The organism is Acinetobacter sp. Ac8 (assembly GCF_055392545.1).
Genome location: NZ_AP043689.1, coordinates 468118 through 485355 on the forward strand (window position 1 = coordinate 468118; position 17238 = coordinate 485355).

Sequence of the window (17238 nt, forward strand, 5' to 3'; positions counted from 1 at the left end):
TGACTGCTTTATCTTAAGACGAATAGATTTAAGAAGCTATTTGATTGAGTAAATTTTGTGATTGTTGGCGTTGTTCAGCGGTATACGCTGCTTCATTTTGTGAGAGTAGCTCACGAACGGAAGCATATGCACCCAAATTTAGATATTGTTGAGCAAGGTCTAAATTTAATTGAACTTCATTCACTTGAGCCAGCTCAGGGAATGAATGGAGTAATGGGTCGTTTGCATCTATGGCCAGACTGGTTGCAGCTTCACTAGGCGTTTCAAGGCTAAGTGTTGCTGTACTATACACTTGCTCAACTGTTTCAGGTTTTGGATCTAAATCAAAACTAAAAGTAGGCTGTGTCTCTGGTTCAGTAGGCGTGAGTTTAAATTCAAACTCACGTACTGGTGTGCTTTCTTCAGTAGCTACAGGGGTAATCGGTTCAGCAAAATCAAGTTTGAATTCTGGTGCGACTTCAACTTCTGCTGCTTTTTCAACTGGAATTGCTGTAGGTTCATTTGCTGTAAACGTGAACTCTAACGGCTTAACAGTTTCAGTTTTAATTTCTGGGGCAGGAGGAACTACTTCAAAAGAAAGCTCAGGTGTTGTTGTTGGCGCTTTTTCAGGTGCAGGATCTAAATTAAATTCTAAAGGCTGAACAGGTTGTTGCGGTGTCTCAACTTTCTGCTCAACAAGCGTTGAATGATCGAATTCTAGCGCATCGACTTGTGCCAGATTTTGCGTTTCGGTTTTAGATACAGCGGGTTGTGAAATTGTTTCTGTATTTCCAATCAAGGCATCAAAGGCAGCTGTATTTTTGCTTTCTGGCACGACAGGGCTTGAGGGTTCAAAAGCAATCGATTCAACTGGGTGATCAGCTTGATTGGCTTTTCGTCGTTCTTCGGCTTGAATGACGATTTCGTCTAAGCCCAATGAACGAATATGATTAATCAACTGATTCACTGCAAATTCATCTTTTTGTGCCAGATGCACGTCTAAAAGATAAAGATAAAGTTCATGTTGAGCATTGTCTTGGTTTAAAACTTGATTGATTTTTGCTTCAGCAGAGAAATAGTTTTTCTCAGCAATCAGCTTTTCAATATTAGTTTTTAATTCAGGGCTTAATGGTTTTGTTGCTTGTTTAACAATAACTTCATCTTCAACAACAGTGGTCTGTTGTTTTTTTGAGGTACGCGCAGTGCGTGCAACATTTTTCTTTGAAGTCTTTTTATTGTTACTTTTTTTGTTATTGGTACTGGCGCTCTCTTTATTGGCATCCTCTCGTTTTTTGAGCACGATCGCCACGACCAAGAGTAGAACAAATGGAATCACATACAACAACATTTTATTTCCCCTTCATTGAGCACAATGAATCAATATTTTGAATATCCTAACTATTTGGTTTTTTTGCATTCTGCTGTTGTAATTGCTGTTGCAATTGAGCGAGCTGAGCATTTAATAATTGAATTCGCTGATTCTTTTGTTGTAAACCTGCTGCAAGTTGGTTCACATTCTTCTGTAATTTAACCGTTTTTTCACGAGAAGTCATAACTTTTGTAGATAATTCAGTAGTGGTCTGATTCAACTGTGTATTTTGCTTTCCTTGACTCTGAGCAGCGGGTTGTTCATTGTCTGCGACTAAACTCATTTCTGCTTGGTCTAAACGATATTTGGCAGAACCCGATTGCTTTTTGGCAATTTCAGGTGCAGCCGTTGCAACTTTATTTTTGCTTTGTGGTATTTGACGATAGCTGGCTGCAAGATTGAGTGCAGCACCACGACGAATACGGTTTACATCACCTTGAATAAACGCATTGGCATTATTTGCTTTAATTTGTCGCATCACTTCTGGAACGCTTTGATTAGTTTCTGCTGCAATCCGAGAAGCAATTTTCCACAGTGACTCATTGGCCTGAACAATATGCTTAGGTTGTTTATCTAATGCTTTATGGGCTTTTTCTTGTTTAAGCGCTTTTTGTGACTCCGCTTTCGATTTCGCTACGCGAGGCTCATTCGATTTTGCTTGCTTGGTCTCAGCTTTGGAATCTTTTGGCTTTTGTGATTCTGCTTTTTGCTCGTCTAATTTAGCGGGTGGGGTCTGAGCTTTTGCAGATTGCACTGGTGCTTTTTCGGCTGGTGGCTGAGGCACTTGTTGTACAGTTACCGTCGGTGTTTGTGGCGTATTCTGAGCACTGCTTTGATGATTGCTTTGAAGAGGGTTCGGAGTATTGGTTGTAGCCGCAGGCGGTGTGTTTGTCGCAACTGTGGTTGGTTTTTGTTCTGTTTTGAGTGCTGGTGGTGCAATTACATTAATCGCTAAAGTACCAGCTGAATCCGTTGTCGTCGTTGCTTTGGTTGCCATAGCTGGTGGAGTTACGACTTCTGGCGTTGTCACGTGGTATTGCGTGCTGGTTGGTAAATTTAATGCAATATCTTTTTCGCTGACGATGATTTGAGGTGTCAGAGGCTTTTCTTTGACTAAAGCATTGCTCATTGGAGCAGGGACGTTGCTACGCCCACGGGTCAATGGGGCTTTGACTTGTTGAATATGGGTCGCACTGCCTTCTTTGACTTTTAATAATATATTTAATTCAGATTCAACAATCGGACGAGAAGAGGTAATCACAATCACCCCAGTGCCATCTCCGGAACGACGAGTATAAAAATTTAAATGTCCAGGTGCTTGCGTGGAAATACCAATATTTTGAATATCATCTGCATCGGCTAATCCGACTTCTATTTTTTCATTTGGATTTGCATTACTAAACTTCATTTCAGCATAAAGCAGATCACCAGACCCTGATTGAACTTGAATCGGGTCTATTGTAATCGCACTCACCGCTTGCGACGTCATGATGGCTAAAATGGCAATTTTTAATTTGTTATATACAGTCATCTCTATCCATTGCTCTGACAAAGTTCAAGGCATCCCCATAATACAATATTTAGCTGTAGTCTATATGTAAAATATTAACATTAGAGTTACATAAATATAGTTACATAAAAAAGCCGATCAAGATAGATCGGCTTTTTCATTGTTTATGAGTTTTTTGTGACTTTAAGCATTTTTATAGTCGATTAAGATACGTAACATACGACGTAAAGGCTCAGCAGCACCCCAAAGTAATTGGTCACCTACAGTGAATGCGCCTAAATACTCTTTACCCATATTTAATTTACGTAAACGACCTACTGGCACAGATAGAGTTCCTGTTACAGCGACTGGAGTAAGATCCGTCATTGATGCATCACGTGTATTTGGAACCACTTTTGCCCATTGGTTAGACTGACGAATCATGTCTTCAATCTCATCAAGCGGAACATCTTTTTTCAATTTCAATGTTAAGGCTTGAGAGTGACAACGCATTGCACCAATACGTACACAGTGACCATCAATTGGAACAATCTGAGCATTACCTAAGATCTTGTTGGTTTCAACTTGACCTTTCCACTCTTCTTTAGATTGACCGCTTTCAAGTTGCTTATCAATATAAGGGATCAACGAACCCGCTAAAGGCACACCGAAGTTTGCTTTCGGAAAACCTTCGCCACGTTGTAATTCGGCAATTCGGCTGTCGATGTCTAAAATCGCAGAACGTGGATCATCTAACAAGTCTTGAGTATTGTTATATAAATAGCCCATACCCGTGATCAGCTCACGCATGTTTTGCGCGCCAGCACCTGAAGCGGCTTGATACGTCATTGCCGTCATCCATTCCACCAAATTGTGTTGGAATAGTGAACCCATGCCCATCAACATCAAAGAAACCGTACAGTTACCGCCAACAAATGTTTTAATACCATTGACCAAACCGTCTTTGATAACATTTAAGTTGACTGGGTCGAGTACGATGATTGCTTCATCATCCATACGTAATGTAGAAGCTGCATCGATCCAATAGCCTTTCCAACCTTCAGCTTTTAGTTGAGGAAAGACTTCTGATGTATAGTCGCCACCTTGACAGGTAATAATGACATCCATTTGCTTCAGACTGGTAATGTCCGTCGCTTCCATAAGTGCTGGAGCAGTTTTACCACCAAAAGCAGGCGATTCACCACCTGCGTTACTGGTAGAGAAATAGAATGGCTCAAAATGAGCAAAATCATTCTCTTCAACCATACGTTGCATAAGGACAGAACCAACCATCCCGCGCCAACCGACCAGACCTACTTTCATGTCACTTTGCCTCGGTGCGTTAAAAAATAAAAGGGGGTTTGAGTGTATCAAAAGAGTGTGTAACTGCAATAGCATACACAATGAAAACACAACTATATTGTGCAATATATCTTGTTTATGATACATGCAAAATTGATATTAATTTATGAATCATTCAAAAATTAAGAATATAAGAGTGACAAAATATGATCTGGATAGAAGTACTTGCGTTGATCGTGATTTGGCTAAGTTTCTGGTCACTGATTCCCCGTGATGAATGGTGGTTTAGAGGTGCTGATTTTCCACGCTTACAGATATTATTTGTTGGTTTGATTGCCTTGGTCTTAATGTTGTTTTGGACAGCGCCGTGGGACTTGGCTCGTGAAGTGATTTTATTTTTATTGATAGCTGCCTTAGCTTTTCAATTAAAGATGGTTTTGCCTTATACCTTCATTTGGAAGAAACAAGTCAAACAGGTGAGCAAAGATCAGCTTAAGCCTGATCAGCAAATTTCAGTGATTGTGTCGAATGTGCTGACACCGAATGATCAATATCACTTATTGCTTGAACAAATTGAACAGCACCAGCCAGATATTGTTTTGACACTTGAAACTGATCAAACTTGGCAAAATGAATTGGCTCAAATTGAAAAAGATTATCCTTATCGTGTGGCTATACCTTTAGACAATCTCTATGGGATGCATTTGTATAGCAAACTCAAGTTGGTCGATACAGAGGTTAAATTTATTCTCAGTGATGAAATTCCGTCTATTCATACCACGGTGATTTTACCATCTGGGCAAGCGGTGCAACTGTATTGTTTACATCCCAAACCACCAAGCCCAACAGAAGCCAAAGACTCGACTTTACGTGATGCTGAATTGCTTATTGTGGGGGATCAGATCAAAGACTTGGATGAGAGCTGTATTGTTATGGGTGATTTAAACGATGTTGCTTGGTCACGCACAACACGTTTATTTCAACGTATCAGTGGTTTGCTTGATCCACGTGTGGGGCGCAGATATATCAACACCTTCCATGCTGACTATAAATTTTTAAGATGGTCTTTGGATCATTTATTTCACAGTACCGATTTTGCTTTAGTACATATGCAGCGGCTGCCTCATGTGGGTTCAGATCATTTTCCGATTTATGTGGTATTACAAACAGGGCGTATTTTTGAGCAAACTCAAGAAGAGTTAGAGCAAACCGATGCAGATGAAAGGGAAGCGCAAGAGGCAATTCAGGAAGGGATTGAAAAAGCAGAGAAAGAGGAGAAGTTGGTCACTGATGAAATTGCACAAAGTTATAAAGCTGGAACCTGATTGTCTGACAATAAAATTAAAAAATGGCTGATTTTTGTAAGCAATTACTTACATGGATTTAGGCCCTAAGCGGATAGCATGCAAAGCATATTCGTTTTAATCTTTACTTATCGACACAGGGAATGAGAACGGAAAATCTCACTAAGGAAGACGAAGTCGATGGAGCAATCATCAAGGATTTGATGTTGGAATGGATAACCAAGAAAATAAGAATAAGATGTGAAAGCACAACCTCATGAACCCGAGTTTTGCAGGATGCAGAACTCGGGTTATGCTTTATTTATGGTATATAATTTAGAATAGACAAAATTGAAAATAAAAAAGAGTGGCTATGTTTCTCGCAAAAGTTCAAGAATTCGCTTCAAGTCTTAAACATTTTACTGGTTTAAGTAGTGATGCTTTATTTATCTATGCAGGTTTAATCATCTATTTTATAGTTGCTGCAATTCATAAAAGACAACTTAAATCAAATCTTGCGATTATCGCCACAGTGGTGTTTGCCTTTGTAATAGAAATCTTTAATGCACGCGCAGATATTTTTGGTAGAGGCTATTGGCGTATTTGGGAAAGTATCCATAGCATAGTCAATATGATTTTTTGGCCTTATGTGATTTGGGCGATGGCACGTTTTCGGGTATGGAAAGGTTAGGTCTTTCTACTTAACCCGCTTATGATTCAGATTGTTTTTATTTTCCATAATGTTGATTTAAGGCGTCCATTTCAGCAGAAATTTTTTGTTGAAGCGCCATTGAACGTTTACCAAGTTGCTTAAATTCATCACTGGGTGCATTTGCATTAAAATCTGGGGCTGTTGAAAGCGTATACATTTTCTGACTGGTGATTAAATTATCAATCATTTGTGTGCGTAGACTGTGTACTTCACTACTTTTTAAATTTAATGCCATGATTTGTTGTTGAGTTGCCGCTTGTATATCATTGGCTTTGAGTAAAATCTGCTGGCGCTTTTCAGGTTGGCGAGTGGCTGATTGAAGCTCCGCTCTTAATTGAAGTGCTTGAGTATTTGCGTGATTGACGATCTGATTAAGTTGAGCCAAGTCGTTTGTAATCTCTGTTGCGTTGGCTGTACTCAGTTCAGTCGCTTTGCTTTTCCAATTGCCTTGAGTTGTTGCACTAGACGTAGTTTCTGAGGTTTTGTTTTGGGCGATATCTGCTTTTTGCTCTGAACATGCGGTAAACATCAAACTGAAACTGATCAAACATGAAAAAAGAACTTTATTGGTGATATTCATTGTTTTATTTTCCTTAAATTTGAATTTATTATTGATAAATCTTAATTCGCTTTGTTTAATCAAGAAAGTGGGCATGTGTAACTAGACACAGTTCGCCATGAACGATGCTATTTAGACGCGAGATGACCAAAATAAAAAAGGAGATATTTTATATCTCCTGATTGTTAAAACAAAACACTTAAACTTAATAGATTTTCTGGTAGCCTTTTGGACGTGTTTTAAAGCGACGATGAAACCACATATATTGTGTCGGTGCGATCCGCAGTTGATTTTCAATGATTTTATTGACACGAATCGCATCATCCATTTCATCTTCACTGGGTAATGGATCAACAGCAGGTTCAATAAGCACATGATATTTTGGATCTTTGATATCACCATCACGATAAAAATACAGTGGGATTGCGACAGCTTTTGATATTTTCAATAAACGTCGATGCGCCGTTACCGTTGCAGCGGGCGTACCAAAAAAGGGAGCCATTACCCCTTGTTTTAATCCAAAATCCTGATCTGGACTATACCAAATCGCATCACCTTCTTTCAGATGGCGAATCAATCCACGCATATCATCATGATCAATCTGCGCTTTATAAATCGTTGCACGACAACGATAAATCAACATATCGAGTAAAGGATTATTCTGTGGGCGATACACGACATCGGGTTCAAAAAATTGTGCACATAAATAACCACCAGCATCAAGCATGGTGCTATGGGTGCCGAGTAGCAATATGCCTTGACCATTTTGTTTGGCCTGTTGGATATGCTCTAGCCCTTGAATACTGACACGGTTTTTAAACCATTGTGGTGAGTACCATGCATTTAAAGTTTCAAAGACCCCAATCATTTGATCAACAAAGACTTGTCTTGAGTTGTCGATGACTTGCTCAGGTGACCATTCTGGAAAGCAGACTTCTAAATTACGTGTTGTTGTTTCACGACGTGATTTTAGTCGATCAAAGGCAATATTGCCCAACAATGTCGCTAAGCGATACTGAATTGCCCAAGGCAAGATAGCGAGCATCATCAAAAATACAATCGCAATCCAGATTCCCCAATATTTCGGATGTAAAAATGCCCAATAAAATTTTCCAGGCTCGTATTGATGCTTTTTACTCATAGCAGTTTTGTAAATTTTGGGGAAGTTAAAACTGAAAGGAGTGTAGCATGAAGCGGTTTAAAGAAGAAAATTCAAGATGTCATTCACTCTCATTGAGGATACGCAAGGAAGCATGACGTGAAAATAATTCGGTTAATTCAAGGTGATATTACAATTCAAAAGGTGGATGCAATTGTAAATGCTGCCAATACCTCGTTACTTGGCGGTGGTGGTGTGGATGGTGCAATTCATCGAAAAGGTGGTTCTGCTATTTTGGAGGATTGTCAAAAGATCCGAGCCAGACAGGGTGGTTGTCCAATTGGTGAAGCAGTGATTACCACAGCGGGGTTGTTGCCCTGTAATTATGTGATTCATACCGTGGGCCCCACTTGGCAAGATGGACAGCATGCTGAAAATGAACTGCTTGAGAAAGCCTATCTCAATAGCTTAAGACTCGCTGAGCAACATCAGCTAAAAACACTGGCATTTCCGAATATTTCAACAGGGATTTATCGTTTTCCCAAATCAGAGGCAGCATTTATCGCCATAAACAGCGTGACTAAGTTTTTAACCCAGACGAACAACTTAGAGGAAGTCAGTTTCGTGTGTTTTGATTTGGAAAATTTTAAAATCTATCGCCAGCATCTTGCTGAGATTGATCAAAAGCAAGTGCATGTTTTAGGTATATAATCGCAGTTATTCACTGACTATTTTAGACAACCTTACGATGAGAGATACCTACTTAGACAGTTGTAAGGCAACGCTGATATTTCTTGTGGTGCTCGGGCATTTTCTAGAACGCATGATCGGTTGGAAAGATCCGATTGATCATGTCTTATTAGGTACGATTTATTTTGTACATATGCCTGCTTTTATCTTTATTTCGGGCATGTTGTTTAAAGACAGTAAATGGTTTAAGAATATTCTATTTTTTGTTGCGCTCTATTTACCCTTTCAAATTCTATTTCCTGCATTTGATGCCATCTGGTCAGGTAAATTTCAGCTCAATTGGAATGTGTTTGAACGACCTTATTGGATCTTATGGTATCTGTTGGGCATGATGGTATGGACAACGCTTAGCCATTTTTTGATAAAAACAAAATTTGCACTGCTGATTGCACTGATTCTTGCTTTATGTGTCGGCTTAAGCCCATGGAACAATTACCAATACTCAATCGGCAGAATTTTTAGCTTCTTTCCATTTTTTATTGTGGGTGCACTTTATGGCAAAACCATTGTCGAGAAAATTCAGCAATTTAAAGTCACTCAAATTTTAGCTGGATTCATCGTGATGGGTATTGCAAGCTTGGTGTATTTCACCCAAATCAACCCATTTTGGTTATATGGCAGTTTAAGTTATCAGCAACTTAAGGTAAGTATGTGGGATGGTACTTGGATCAGAATAGGCTGTCTTTTGATGTCGAGTTTGGGTATTTTCGCGATGTTTGCGTGGACAAAATTATTGAATATTGGCTGTGTGCAACTTGGAAAAAACACCTTGGCGGTGTATTTGCTACATGGTTTTGTGGTGATGTTAATTGCACGTTATTGGCAACTGGATTTTAATATTTTTGTGGAAATTGGGATTTGTATTGGTTTATCTGTATTGACTTGCTGGATGTTACAACAGCAATTTTTTGATATTTTATTAAGAAAATTATCTTTATGGTTAATCAAACCTGTTGAAAAATTCGGTTTAAAGTAGCGAATGGATTTGAAGCGATCCAGAGCATTCGCTGAAAATTTAAAAGCTACACTGTTGGTGTAGCTTTTAAGCATGAGGATCATAATTTTATAAAGCGACAGTTTTAAAACAACGTTTTAAAGTGGATTATTTGGTTGCTGCTTTACCCTCTACTTTTTTTGCTGTTGCTGATTTTTGTGCAGCGGCATGGTGTTTTTGGCTATGACCAGCTTTATGTTGTTTTTGCATTTGATGGGTTTTAACCGCTTGAGTCGAATGCTGTGCTGGAGTTGCTGCCATTGCCGAACCTGCGAAAATTGCTGTGGTGAATGCTGCAACAAGTAATGATGTAACTTTTTTCATGATCATATTCTCACTAAATAATTCGAGATCTGAACTAGATTCGATAATCATATCTTGGTGGATTTGTATGGAAACATCATGAAGTGCTTGTAGCGAAATTCAGTATAAATGAAATGATCATTGGTAAGATGAGTGGGGAATGGTAAGTGCTTTGATTTTTTAAGTTTTATTTAATTTTAATCAGTAAAGTATTGCCGTCATTTTAACTTGAACTAAGCCATTTAAATAAGTGCGTTTATTTTTGAAAATGAAAGAATCTGTTATATATCATTTCAAGTATTAGCTAGATAACGAAATGCTGATTACAGACTTAAGTTTAGCATTTTGATCTTTTACTGCTACTCCACTATTGAAATGTCCCTCACATGAATAAAACAATCAGAAGAGCAACCACAAAGGACTTAATTGCAATTACCCAATTGATTGCGCCTTTTATTGATGAATTTGCAATTAATGACAGTGGGCGACAACTGTTTTGCGTAAGTATGATTGAAAAAATGCTTGAGAATCCTGAAATTCACTATTTTGTTTATAGCGATCATCAGCAGATGATCGGTGTTATTGCGTATAAGAATCCTGCCCATTTGGTTCATTTCTTTATATCGAAAGAGAAGCAAGCTCAGGGAATTGGCCGAACAATGTGGAATTTTATCTTGCAGGAGGTGCAAAAGTCTGGTGTTTCAGTATTTACGGTAAATTCAAGCTGTAATGCACAAGCTGTTTATGAACGATTTGGCTTTGTGGTGAAAGATGAAACCATTGAAAATCATGGGTTACGTTATGTTCCAATGTCTTTAAATCTGGTTAATACATAAAGCTGAAAATATGTGTTGTATATCTATAAGATAATTGATCAATGTTGTTGGTTTCAATGTCGGCAGGCTCAATAAAAACTCCGCATATTTGCGGAGTTTTTATTTAAAGATTTTAGAAGAATTAACCTTTGGTCATTTCTTCTAATGCATCCCAACGCTCCATTTTTTCAAGCATCAGTTCATCAATCTCACCAAGTCGTTGCGACGCTTTGGTGGCTGCATCTGCATCAGTCACAAACCAAGAACCATCTGCAAGTTTTGCAGTCAGTTCAGCTTGTTCTTTTTCCAAAGCTTCAATTTCTGCAGGTAACTGTTCTAAAGCGCGTTGATCTTTATAACTCAACTTCACTTTTTTAACGGCTGGTTCAGCAGGCGCCGCAGCAGCTTCCGCTTTCGCAATGGCTTTTTTTACATCACTTTTCTGATCGACAACACGTTGATCTGGACGTTGTTCTAAATAGTCTTGATAGCCACCAATGTACTCATCGATATTGCCTTTACCATCAAATACCCAAGTTGATGTCACAACATTGTCCATAAATGCACGGTCATGGGAGATCAATAACAAAGTCCCTTTATAATCACTCAACATTTCTTCGAGTAATTCTAAAGTCACCATGTCTAAGTCATTGGTTGGCTCATCCATCACAATAAGGTTAGACGGTTTAAGCAATAACTTCGCCAAAAGGATACGGTTACGCTCACCACCTGAAAGTGCTTTTACTGGAGTACGCGCGCGTTCAGGCGAGAATAAAAAGTCTTGTAAATAGCTGTAGATATGACGGCGACCACCATTAACATCGACAAAGTCTGAGCCTTCAGACACATTGGCCATTACTGATTTTTCAAGATCTAGCGCATTACGTAATTGGTCAAAATAAGCCACTTCAAGCTGTGTACCTGTTTTTACCGAACCGCCATGTTCAAGTTCACCTAAAATGGCTTTAATCAAGGTGGTTTTACCTACACCATTATCACCGACTAAACCAATACGGTCGCCACGCAGTACTAACGCAGAGAAATCTTTAATAATTGGTGCATTATCACCAAAAGCCACACTTAAGTGTTCAATATCAAAGACCAATTTACCTGAACGATTTGCCTCTTGAGTCGCCATGCTCACTTTACCTTGTTGTGAGCGACGTGCTTTAGATTGTTCACGTAAATCTTTTAATGCACGTACACGACCTTCGTTACGGGTACGACGTGCTTTGATCCCTTGACGAATCCAAGTTTCCTCTTCAGCCAAGCGTTTATCAAACAGTGCATTCTGCTTTTCTTCAGCTTCCATTTGCTGTGCTTTTAAGTCGAGGTAGCGTGAGTAGTTACCTTCATAACTACGTAAAACACCACGATCCAACTCCACAATACGTGTCGCAATACTGTCAACAAAAGCACGGTCATGGGAAATAAATAATAGGGTGAGATTGTTTTGATCGAGTAAGAACTTCTCTAACCATTCAATACTTTCTACGTCCAAATGGTTGGTTGGTTCGTCAAGTAATAAAACGTCAGGTTGCGTCAACAATGCACGTGCTAAAAGTACACGGCGTTTACGCCCGCCTGATAAATCAGCTAAATCTGCTTCAGGATCTAAGCCCATTTTGCTCAAGATAGAATTTACTTTGGTTTCTAAGGCCCAACCATCGAGCAAATCCAGCTTATGTTGTAGGTTGCCCATACGATCACAAGCTTCCATATCACCTAATACACAAGCATCGCTGGCTTCGTGGTATTCTTTTAGGACGAGCGCGGCTTCTCCTGCACCTTCGGCAACAATATCTGCAACTTTGCCCGAATCCATCGGTACATCCTGAGCAAGCATAGAAATCGTAATACCATTTTGTAATGCAATTTCACCTTGATCAGGCAATAAACTTCCCTCAATCAGTTTGAGTAAAGTAGACTTACCTTCACCGTTACGACCAATCAGACAGACTCGTTCGCCTCGTTCTAAATTGAAGTTTGCGCCATCGAGCAGGGCAGGTCCACCAAACGCAAGTTGGACATCCCTTATAGTAATATAGGCCATACGGTTTCCTAAACATCCCACACTGAGGACTAAAAATGACTAAACATAAAAATATTGATGATCAGGCGTCATTTTCCGCACCCATAGAAGATTTGCAAGTCCGAATTGCATTTTTAGATGATTTAGTCGAACAATTAAATGATCAAGTGGCACAACAAAGCTTGGAAATCGCTGATTTAAAAAAACAAATGCAGTTAATTTACCAACGTATAGAATCTGCTGATTTGTCAGAAGGTATTGCAGCATTTGACCCAATGACCAATCGTCCTCCGCATTATTGATGCAACGGATGTGAAATATGAGTGGCTGAGGTGTGCTGAATCAGGTGTAAATTCACACATAGCAGTGATATTGGCAAAGGATTTGCATAACGCAAGCGCTAAATTTGTGGGTTAAGATGGATTATGAACTTAAAAAACCTCGAAGCATTTTATTGGGTGGTGACCTTAAACAGTTTTAATAAAGCCGCAACAAAGCTTCAAACGACACAGCCTGCAATTTCTCAAAAAATTACTGCGATTGAAAATGATCTCGGTTTTAAAGTGCTTGATCGCAGTTCTCGTCAAATCAAAGCCACGCATAAGGGCATGACCTTATTTAAATATGCTGAAAAGTTTATGCGACTGGAAACAGACTTGGTGGCTGAACTCACAGAAAGTCAGTATTTAACAGGAACGATTCGTTTAGGGGTTTCCGAAACGATTGTCCATACTTGGCTAGTGGAGTATATGGAGCAAGTCCAGCAAGAGTTTCCCAAAGTTTCCATCGAAATCGTGGTGAATTTAACTCCAGATTTACAAGAAGGTGTACGCATCGGTGATTTGGATATGGCGTTTTTACTGGGGCCAACTTTGCCTTTTGAATGTATAGAACGTTCATTGTGTGATTTTGAATTAAGCTTTCTAGCATCACCTTCATTTAAAGGTGGAATCGGGCAGATGTCATTGCGGACATTGATGTCGCATACCATTTTAACCTATCCAAGAATTACCTATCCTTATAAAGAGCTCAAAGCCAAAATGAAAGAACAGAAGATCGATGAACCACTATCCATCACAAGTTATTCATTGGTCACATTATTACGTTTAGCTGAACAAGGCTTAGGGATTGCAGTGGTACCTAAACTAACGGCAATCAAAGAAATTTTAGATGGGCGATTGGAAATTTTGGATACGCCAATCCAATTAAAGACATTCCACTTTACCGCAATCTATACACAAGGCAATAACACCGCATTAAAAGAAAAGTTGACGGATTTAGCGGTTTTAACTTCGGAAAATGCCATGAAAAAGCTGAATAATAAAATTAGATAATGAACAATAAAACGGCATTTTATGCAGCTTTGGTTTTGATTTAAAAATTGCAAAAATATGAAATATTGATAATGAGAACTTATAGAAACTGATAAACATTCATTATTAAATGAATTTAAAAATAATAAAAACATATAAATTCAATACCTTATGTTTAATGAATTTTGGATAAAGTCTTATTGTGGCTGACCTTCGCCTATGCTTTTATTTGAAATACAGATTTGGTTCAGCATAACCAGAAAATCTTAAAAGTTTAAAGGATTAAAGAATTTCGTATTTTAGAAAAATAGATGTTCTTTGTTTCACTTGAAATAGCGTTGATTAAGCTCAAATGGATGAGGAACGCCTACATGTCTTTATTGAAATCTTCTTTTTTGTCTGACCGTCAATGGGCAATTGTTGCATCTATCTTTATGATGGCAACGTCTGCGATGGGGCCAGGCTTTCTAACCCAAACCGCTGTATTTACAGTGAAATTAGGTGCTGCATTTGGTTTTGCAATCCTAGTTTCAATCATTATTGATTATGTTGTGCAGCAAAACATTTGGCGTGTGGTCACCTTAACGCAAATGCGTGCTTCAGATATTGCCAATAAAGCCTTACCGGGGAGCGGTTACTTACTCGCATTTCTGGTTATTTTAGGTGGTTTTTTCTTTAGTATCGGTAACATTGCAGGTGCTGCACTGGGCTTAAATGCACTCTTTGGGTTGGATACCAAGGTCGGTGGCGTGCTGAGTGGTGCTTTGGCAATTCTGATTTTTGCTTCCAGAAAAGCCACACTGGCGATGGACAAGAGCATGATTATTTTGGGGTTGCTCAAAATCGTTTTGATCGTGATCGTTGCATTCATTGTCATGCCACCAGTGGGGCAAGCCGTTCAACAAACTTTTGCACCTGATCAAATTGATTTCGCCATCATTACAACTATTGTTGGCGGTACAGTGGGCGGTTATATCTGCTACGCAGGTGCGCATCGCTTATTGGACAAAGGTGCGGTTGGACCAGAAAATATTGATGAAGTGGCCAGAGCCGCAACCAAAGGTATTGTTGTAGTCGGGATCATGCGTTATGTATTGTTCTTGGCATTCTTAGGGGTTGTGGTCAGCGGCGCAAATATCGATTTAGCAAGTCACGATGCCAACCCAGCTGCGCAAGCATTCCAATATGCTGCGGGTACATTTGGTTTTAAACTGTTTGGCTTGATTTTTTGGGCAGCGGGAATCAGTAGCACAATTGGTGCAGCCTATACCTCTGTTTCATTTATGTCCGCATTTAAAAAGAACTTAACCACTAAACATACCAACTACCTCACCATTAGCTTTATTTCTTTAGCCTTGTTGCTTTACGTGATTCTAGGTGCAACACCTGCGGGCTTACTGATCTTTGTGGGTGGTTTTAATGGTTTGGTATTACCAATTGGTTTAACGATTTTTGTCTATGTTGCGGCATGTCGTAAAGACATGATGGGTAATTATAATTATCCAAAATGGTTGCTGGTTTTGGGTGTATTAACCTGCTTACTCACATGGTGGATGGGTTATATGTCATTCACGACGGTATTTAATTACCTCACCAAGCTCTAATCAACTTCACACTCAATTGAAAAGGAATAATCACAATGTATGTCGATTTAAATAGTGACTTGGGTGAAAGTTTTGGCTCGTGGAAAATGGGCAATGATGAGCAAATTTTACCTGTTGTCAGTAGCGCCAATATTGCCTGTGGCTTTCATGCAGGTGACCCGTTGGGAATATTGAAGACGCTTCAGCAAGCAGTGAAATTAGATGTCACGATTGGTGCGCATGTTTCCTACCCAGATTTGGTTGGTTTTGGTCGCCGTAATATGGATCTGTCTCAAGACGAGCTGATCGCGGATGTGCTCTATCAAATTTCGGCGCTTGATGGTTTGGCAAAAGTTGCTGGCTCCAAAGTGCAATATGTCAAGCCGCATGGGGCGTTGTATAACACCATAGCCAAAGATCCCGTACAAGCCGAAGCCGTGATTGAAGCCATTAAAATGTATAACCCAGCATTGGTACTGGTTGCTTTGGCTGGGTCAAATTTGGTTGCACAAGCACGTCAGGCAGGCTTAAAAGTGGTTTCAGAAGCCTTTGCTGATCGTGCTTATAACCGTGATGGCTCACTGGTTTCACGTCGTTTAGAGGGTGCTGTTTTGCATGATGCAGAGTTTGTGGCAAAACGTGTGGTTGCGATGTTAAAAAATGGCGGGGTTGAGTCAATTGATGGCGTATTTACCCCGATTCAAGCCGATACGATTTGTTTGCATGGTGATACCGCAGGTGCATTAGAAATGTCCGCAGCGATTAAAGCTGAGCTGTTAACAAACGACATTCAAGTTCGTTCATTTTGTGCATAAAACAATAAGGACAAGACACATGTTTAAAGAGATTAAAGTCGATCCAGTTCAACTCAAAGCTGCATTGGATGCGCGACAACAAATTCGTGCAGGTTTTGACCAACCTACAGCAGGAATGGCTGCTGGGATGACCCAAGTGAATATGATTTCTGTACCCAAAGACTGGGCATATGATTTCTTGTTGTACGCACAGCGTAATCCGCAAAGCTGCCCTGTATTAGATGTTTTGGAAGAAGGCGTATACCACTCTCGATTGGCTACTGACTCAGATATTCGCACTGACTTTCCACGATATCGTGTCTGGAAAGACGGTGAAATGGTTGATGAGCTCACTGATGCGAGTGAGCTTTATAACACGCATCCTGATTTAGTGACTTTTTTAATTGGCTGTAGTTTCTCCTTTGAAACAGCTTTGCAAGAAGCGGGGATTGAAGTACGTCATATCCATGACAAGACCAATGTACCGATGTATTTGAGTAATATCGAATGCCTTTCTGCTGGACGTATTTCAGGAAATATGGTGGTTTCTATGCGCCCCATTCCTGCCCATCAAATAGCTGAGGCTGTGAAAATTACGGCGCGTATGCCGAGTGTTCATGGCGCTCCCGTACATATTGGTCATCCTGAAAGTTTGGGCATACGCGACATCAATCAGCCAGATTTTGGTGATGCCTCACGTATTGAACAGGGTGAAATTCCAGTATTTTGGGCATGTGGTGTAACGCCTCAAGCTGCAATTATGAACTCGAAAATCCCATTTGCCATTAGCCATGCACCAGGACATATGTTGATTACAGACATACCTGATCGTGCGTGGCTGCGTTAAGACAAGAAAGGATCA

At 39.7% G+C, this 17238-nt stretch carries 16 protein-coding genes and 1 pseudogene; 10 read left to right on the forward strand and 7 right to left on the reverse strand.

Annotated elements, in window-relative coordinates:
* Positions 1-28 precede the first annotated feature (28 nt).
* From ACZ5QH_RS02260 to asd, 3 genes are all read right to left on the reverse strand, one after another.
* On the reverse strand, positions 29-1327 hold the full coding sequence (locus ACZ5QH_RS02260) for a hypothetical protein (RefSeq protein ID WP_303577467.1): 1299 nt from the start codon (positions 1325-1327) through the stop codon (positions 29-31).
* Between the two features lie 46 nt (positions 1328-1373).
* Positions 1374-2879, reverse strand: a complete 1506-nt coding sequence (locus tag ACZ5QH_RS02265) for a FimV/HubP-related protein (RefSeq protein WP_004718074.1) — start codon at positions 2877-2879, stop codon at positions 1374-1376.
* Between the two features lie 162 nt (positions 2880-3041).
* Positions 3042-4160: an aspartate-semialdehyde dehydrogenase gene (gene asd / locus ACZ5QH_RS02270; RefSeq protein WP_004718072.1), complete on the reverse strand. Its 1119-nt coding sequence runs from the start codon at positions 4158-4160 to the stop codon at positions 3042-3044.
* A gap of 185 nt (positions 4161-4345) precedes the next feature.
* On the opposite strand from asd, the gene ACZ5QH_RS02275 reads away from it, so the two are divergent.
* Both ACZ5QH_RS02275 and ACZ5QH_RS02280 read left to right on the forward strand, forming a co-directional pair.
* Positions 4346-5464, forward strand: coding sequence for an endonuclease/exonuclease/phosphatase family protein (locus ACZ5QH_RS02275; RefSeq protein WP_303577468.1), 1119 nt, complete (start codon positions 4346-4348; stop codon positions 5462-5464).
* A gap of 331 nt (positions 5465-5795) precedes the next feature.
* Complete coding sequence (locus tag ACZ5QH_RS02280) at positions 5796-6113, forward strand: hypothetical protein (RefSeq protein ID WP_004718064.1); 318 nt, start codon at positions 5796-5798, stop codon at positions 6111-6113.
* Between the two features lie 37 nt (positions 6114-6150).
* On the opposite strand, the gene ACZ5QH_RS02285 is transcribed toward ACZ5QH_RS02280, so the two are convergent.
* Positions 6151-6714, reverse strand: a complete 564-nt coding sequence (locus ACZ5QH_RS02285; protein WP_004818801.1) for a hypothetical protein — start codon at positions 6712-6714, stop codon at positions 6151-6153.
* Between the two features lie 184 nt (positions 6715-6898).
* Positions 6899-7834, reverse strand: a complete 936-nt coding sequence (locus tag ACZ5QH_RS02290; RefSeq protein ID WP_004818802.1) for an LpxL/LpxP family acyltransferase — start codon at positions 7832-7834, stop codon at positions 6899-6901.
* 117 nt (positions 7835-7951) lie between these two features.
* Here ACZ5QH_RS02290 and ACZ5QH_RS02295 point away from each other — a divergent pair, with 117 nt between their 5' ends.
* Both ACZ5QH_RS02295 and ACZ5QH_RS02300 read left to right on the forward strand, forming a co-directional pair.
* Complete coding sequence (locus ACZ5QH_RS02295) at positions 7952-8503, forward strand: O-acetyl-ADP-ribose deacetylase (protein ID WP_004818803.1); 552 nt, start codon at positions 7952-7954, stop codon at positions 8501-8503.
* Between the two features lie 37 nt (positions 8504-8540).
* Complete coding sequence (locus ACZ5QH_RS02300) at positions 8541-9518, forward strand: acyltransferase family protein (protein ID WP_004818805.1); 978 nt, start codon at positions 8541-8543, stop codon at positions 9516-9518.
* Between the two features lie 126 nt (positions 9519-9644).
* Here the strand turns inward: ACZ5QH_RS02300 and ACZ5QH_RS02305 are convergent, their stop codons facing one another.
* The gene (locus ACZ5QH_RS02305; RefSeq protein ID WP_224964682.1) at positions 9645-9860 is read right to left on the reverse strand and encodes a hypothetical protein; all 216 of its coding nucleotides are present in this window, start codon (positions 9858-9860) and stop codon (positions 9645-9647) included.
* 365 nt (positions 9861-10225) lie between these two features.
* Here ACZ5QH_RS02305 and ACZ5QH_RS02310 point away from each other — a divergent pair, with 365 nt between their 5' ends.
* Entirely contained in the window at positions 10226-10675 is a 450-nt protein-coding gene (locus tag ACZ5QH_RS02310) for a GNAT family N-acetyltransferase (protein ID WP_034611644.1), read from the forward strand.
* Between the two features lie 121 nt (positions 10676-10796).
* Here ACZ5QH_RS02310 and ACZ5QH_RS02315 read toward each other — a convergent pair whose 3' ends face one another.
* Positions 10797-12707, reverse strand: a complete 1911-nt coding sequence (locus ACZ5QH_RS02315) for an ATP-binding cassette domain-containing protein (RefSeq protein ID WP_034611646.1) — start codon at positions 12705-12707, stop codon at positions 10797-10799.
* A 35-nt stretch (positions 12708-12742) separates the two neighbouring features.
* Here ACZ5QH_RS02315 and ACZ5QH_RS02320 point away from each other — a divergent pair, with 35 nt between their 5' ends.
* From ACZ5QH_RS02320 to ACZ5QH_RS02340, 5 genes and pseudogenes are all read left to right on the forward strand, one after another.
* Complete coding sequence (locus ACZ5QH_RS02320) at positions 12743-12988, forward strand: SlyX family protein (RefSeq protein ID WP_004718047.1); 246 nt, start codon at positions 12743-12745, stop codon at positions 12986-12988.
* A 123-nt stretch (positions 12989-13111) separates the two neighbouring features.
* Complete coding sequence (gene mumR, locus ACZ5QH_RS02325) at positions 13112-14020, forward strand: LysR family transcriptional regulator MumR (RefSeq protein ID WP_004818810.1); 909 nt, start codon at positions 13112-13114, stop codon at positions 14018-14020.
* A gap of 331 nt (positions 14021-14351) precedes the next feature.
* Positions 14352-15603: pseudogene (locus tag ACZ5QH_RS02330) on the forward strand (NRAMP family divalent metal transporter).
* 35 nt (positions 15604-15638) lie between these two features.
* Positions 15639-16397, forward strand: coding sequence for a LamB/YcsF family protein (locus ACZ5QH_RS02335; protein ID WP_151956798.1), 759 nt, complete (start codon positions 15639-15641; stop codon positions 16395-16397).
* Positions 16398-16416: 19 nt separating this feature from the next.
* Positions 16417-17223, forward strand: a complete 807-nt coding sequence (locus ACZ5QH_RS02340; RefSeq protein ID WP_239046520.1) for a putative hydro-lyase — start codon at positions 16417-16419, stop codon at positions 17221-17223.
* The last annotated feature ends 15 nt before the right edge of the window (positions 17224-17238 follow it).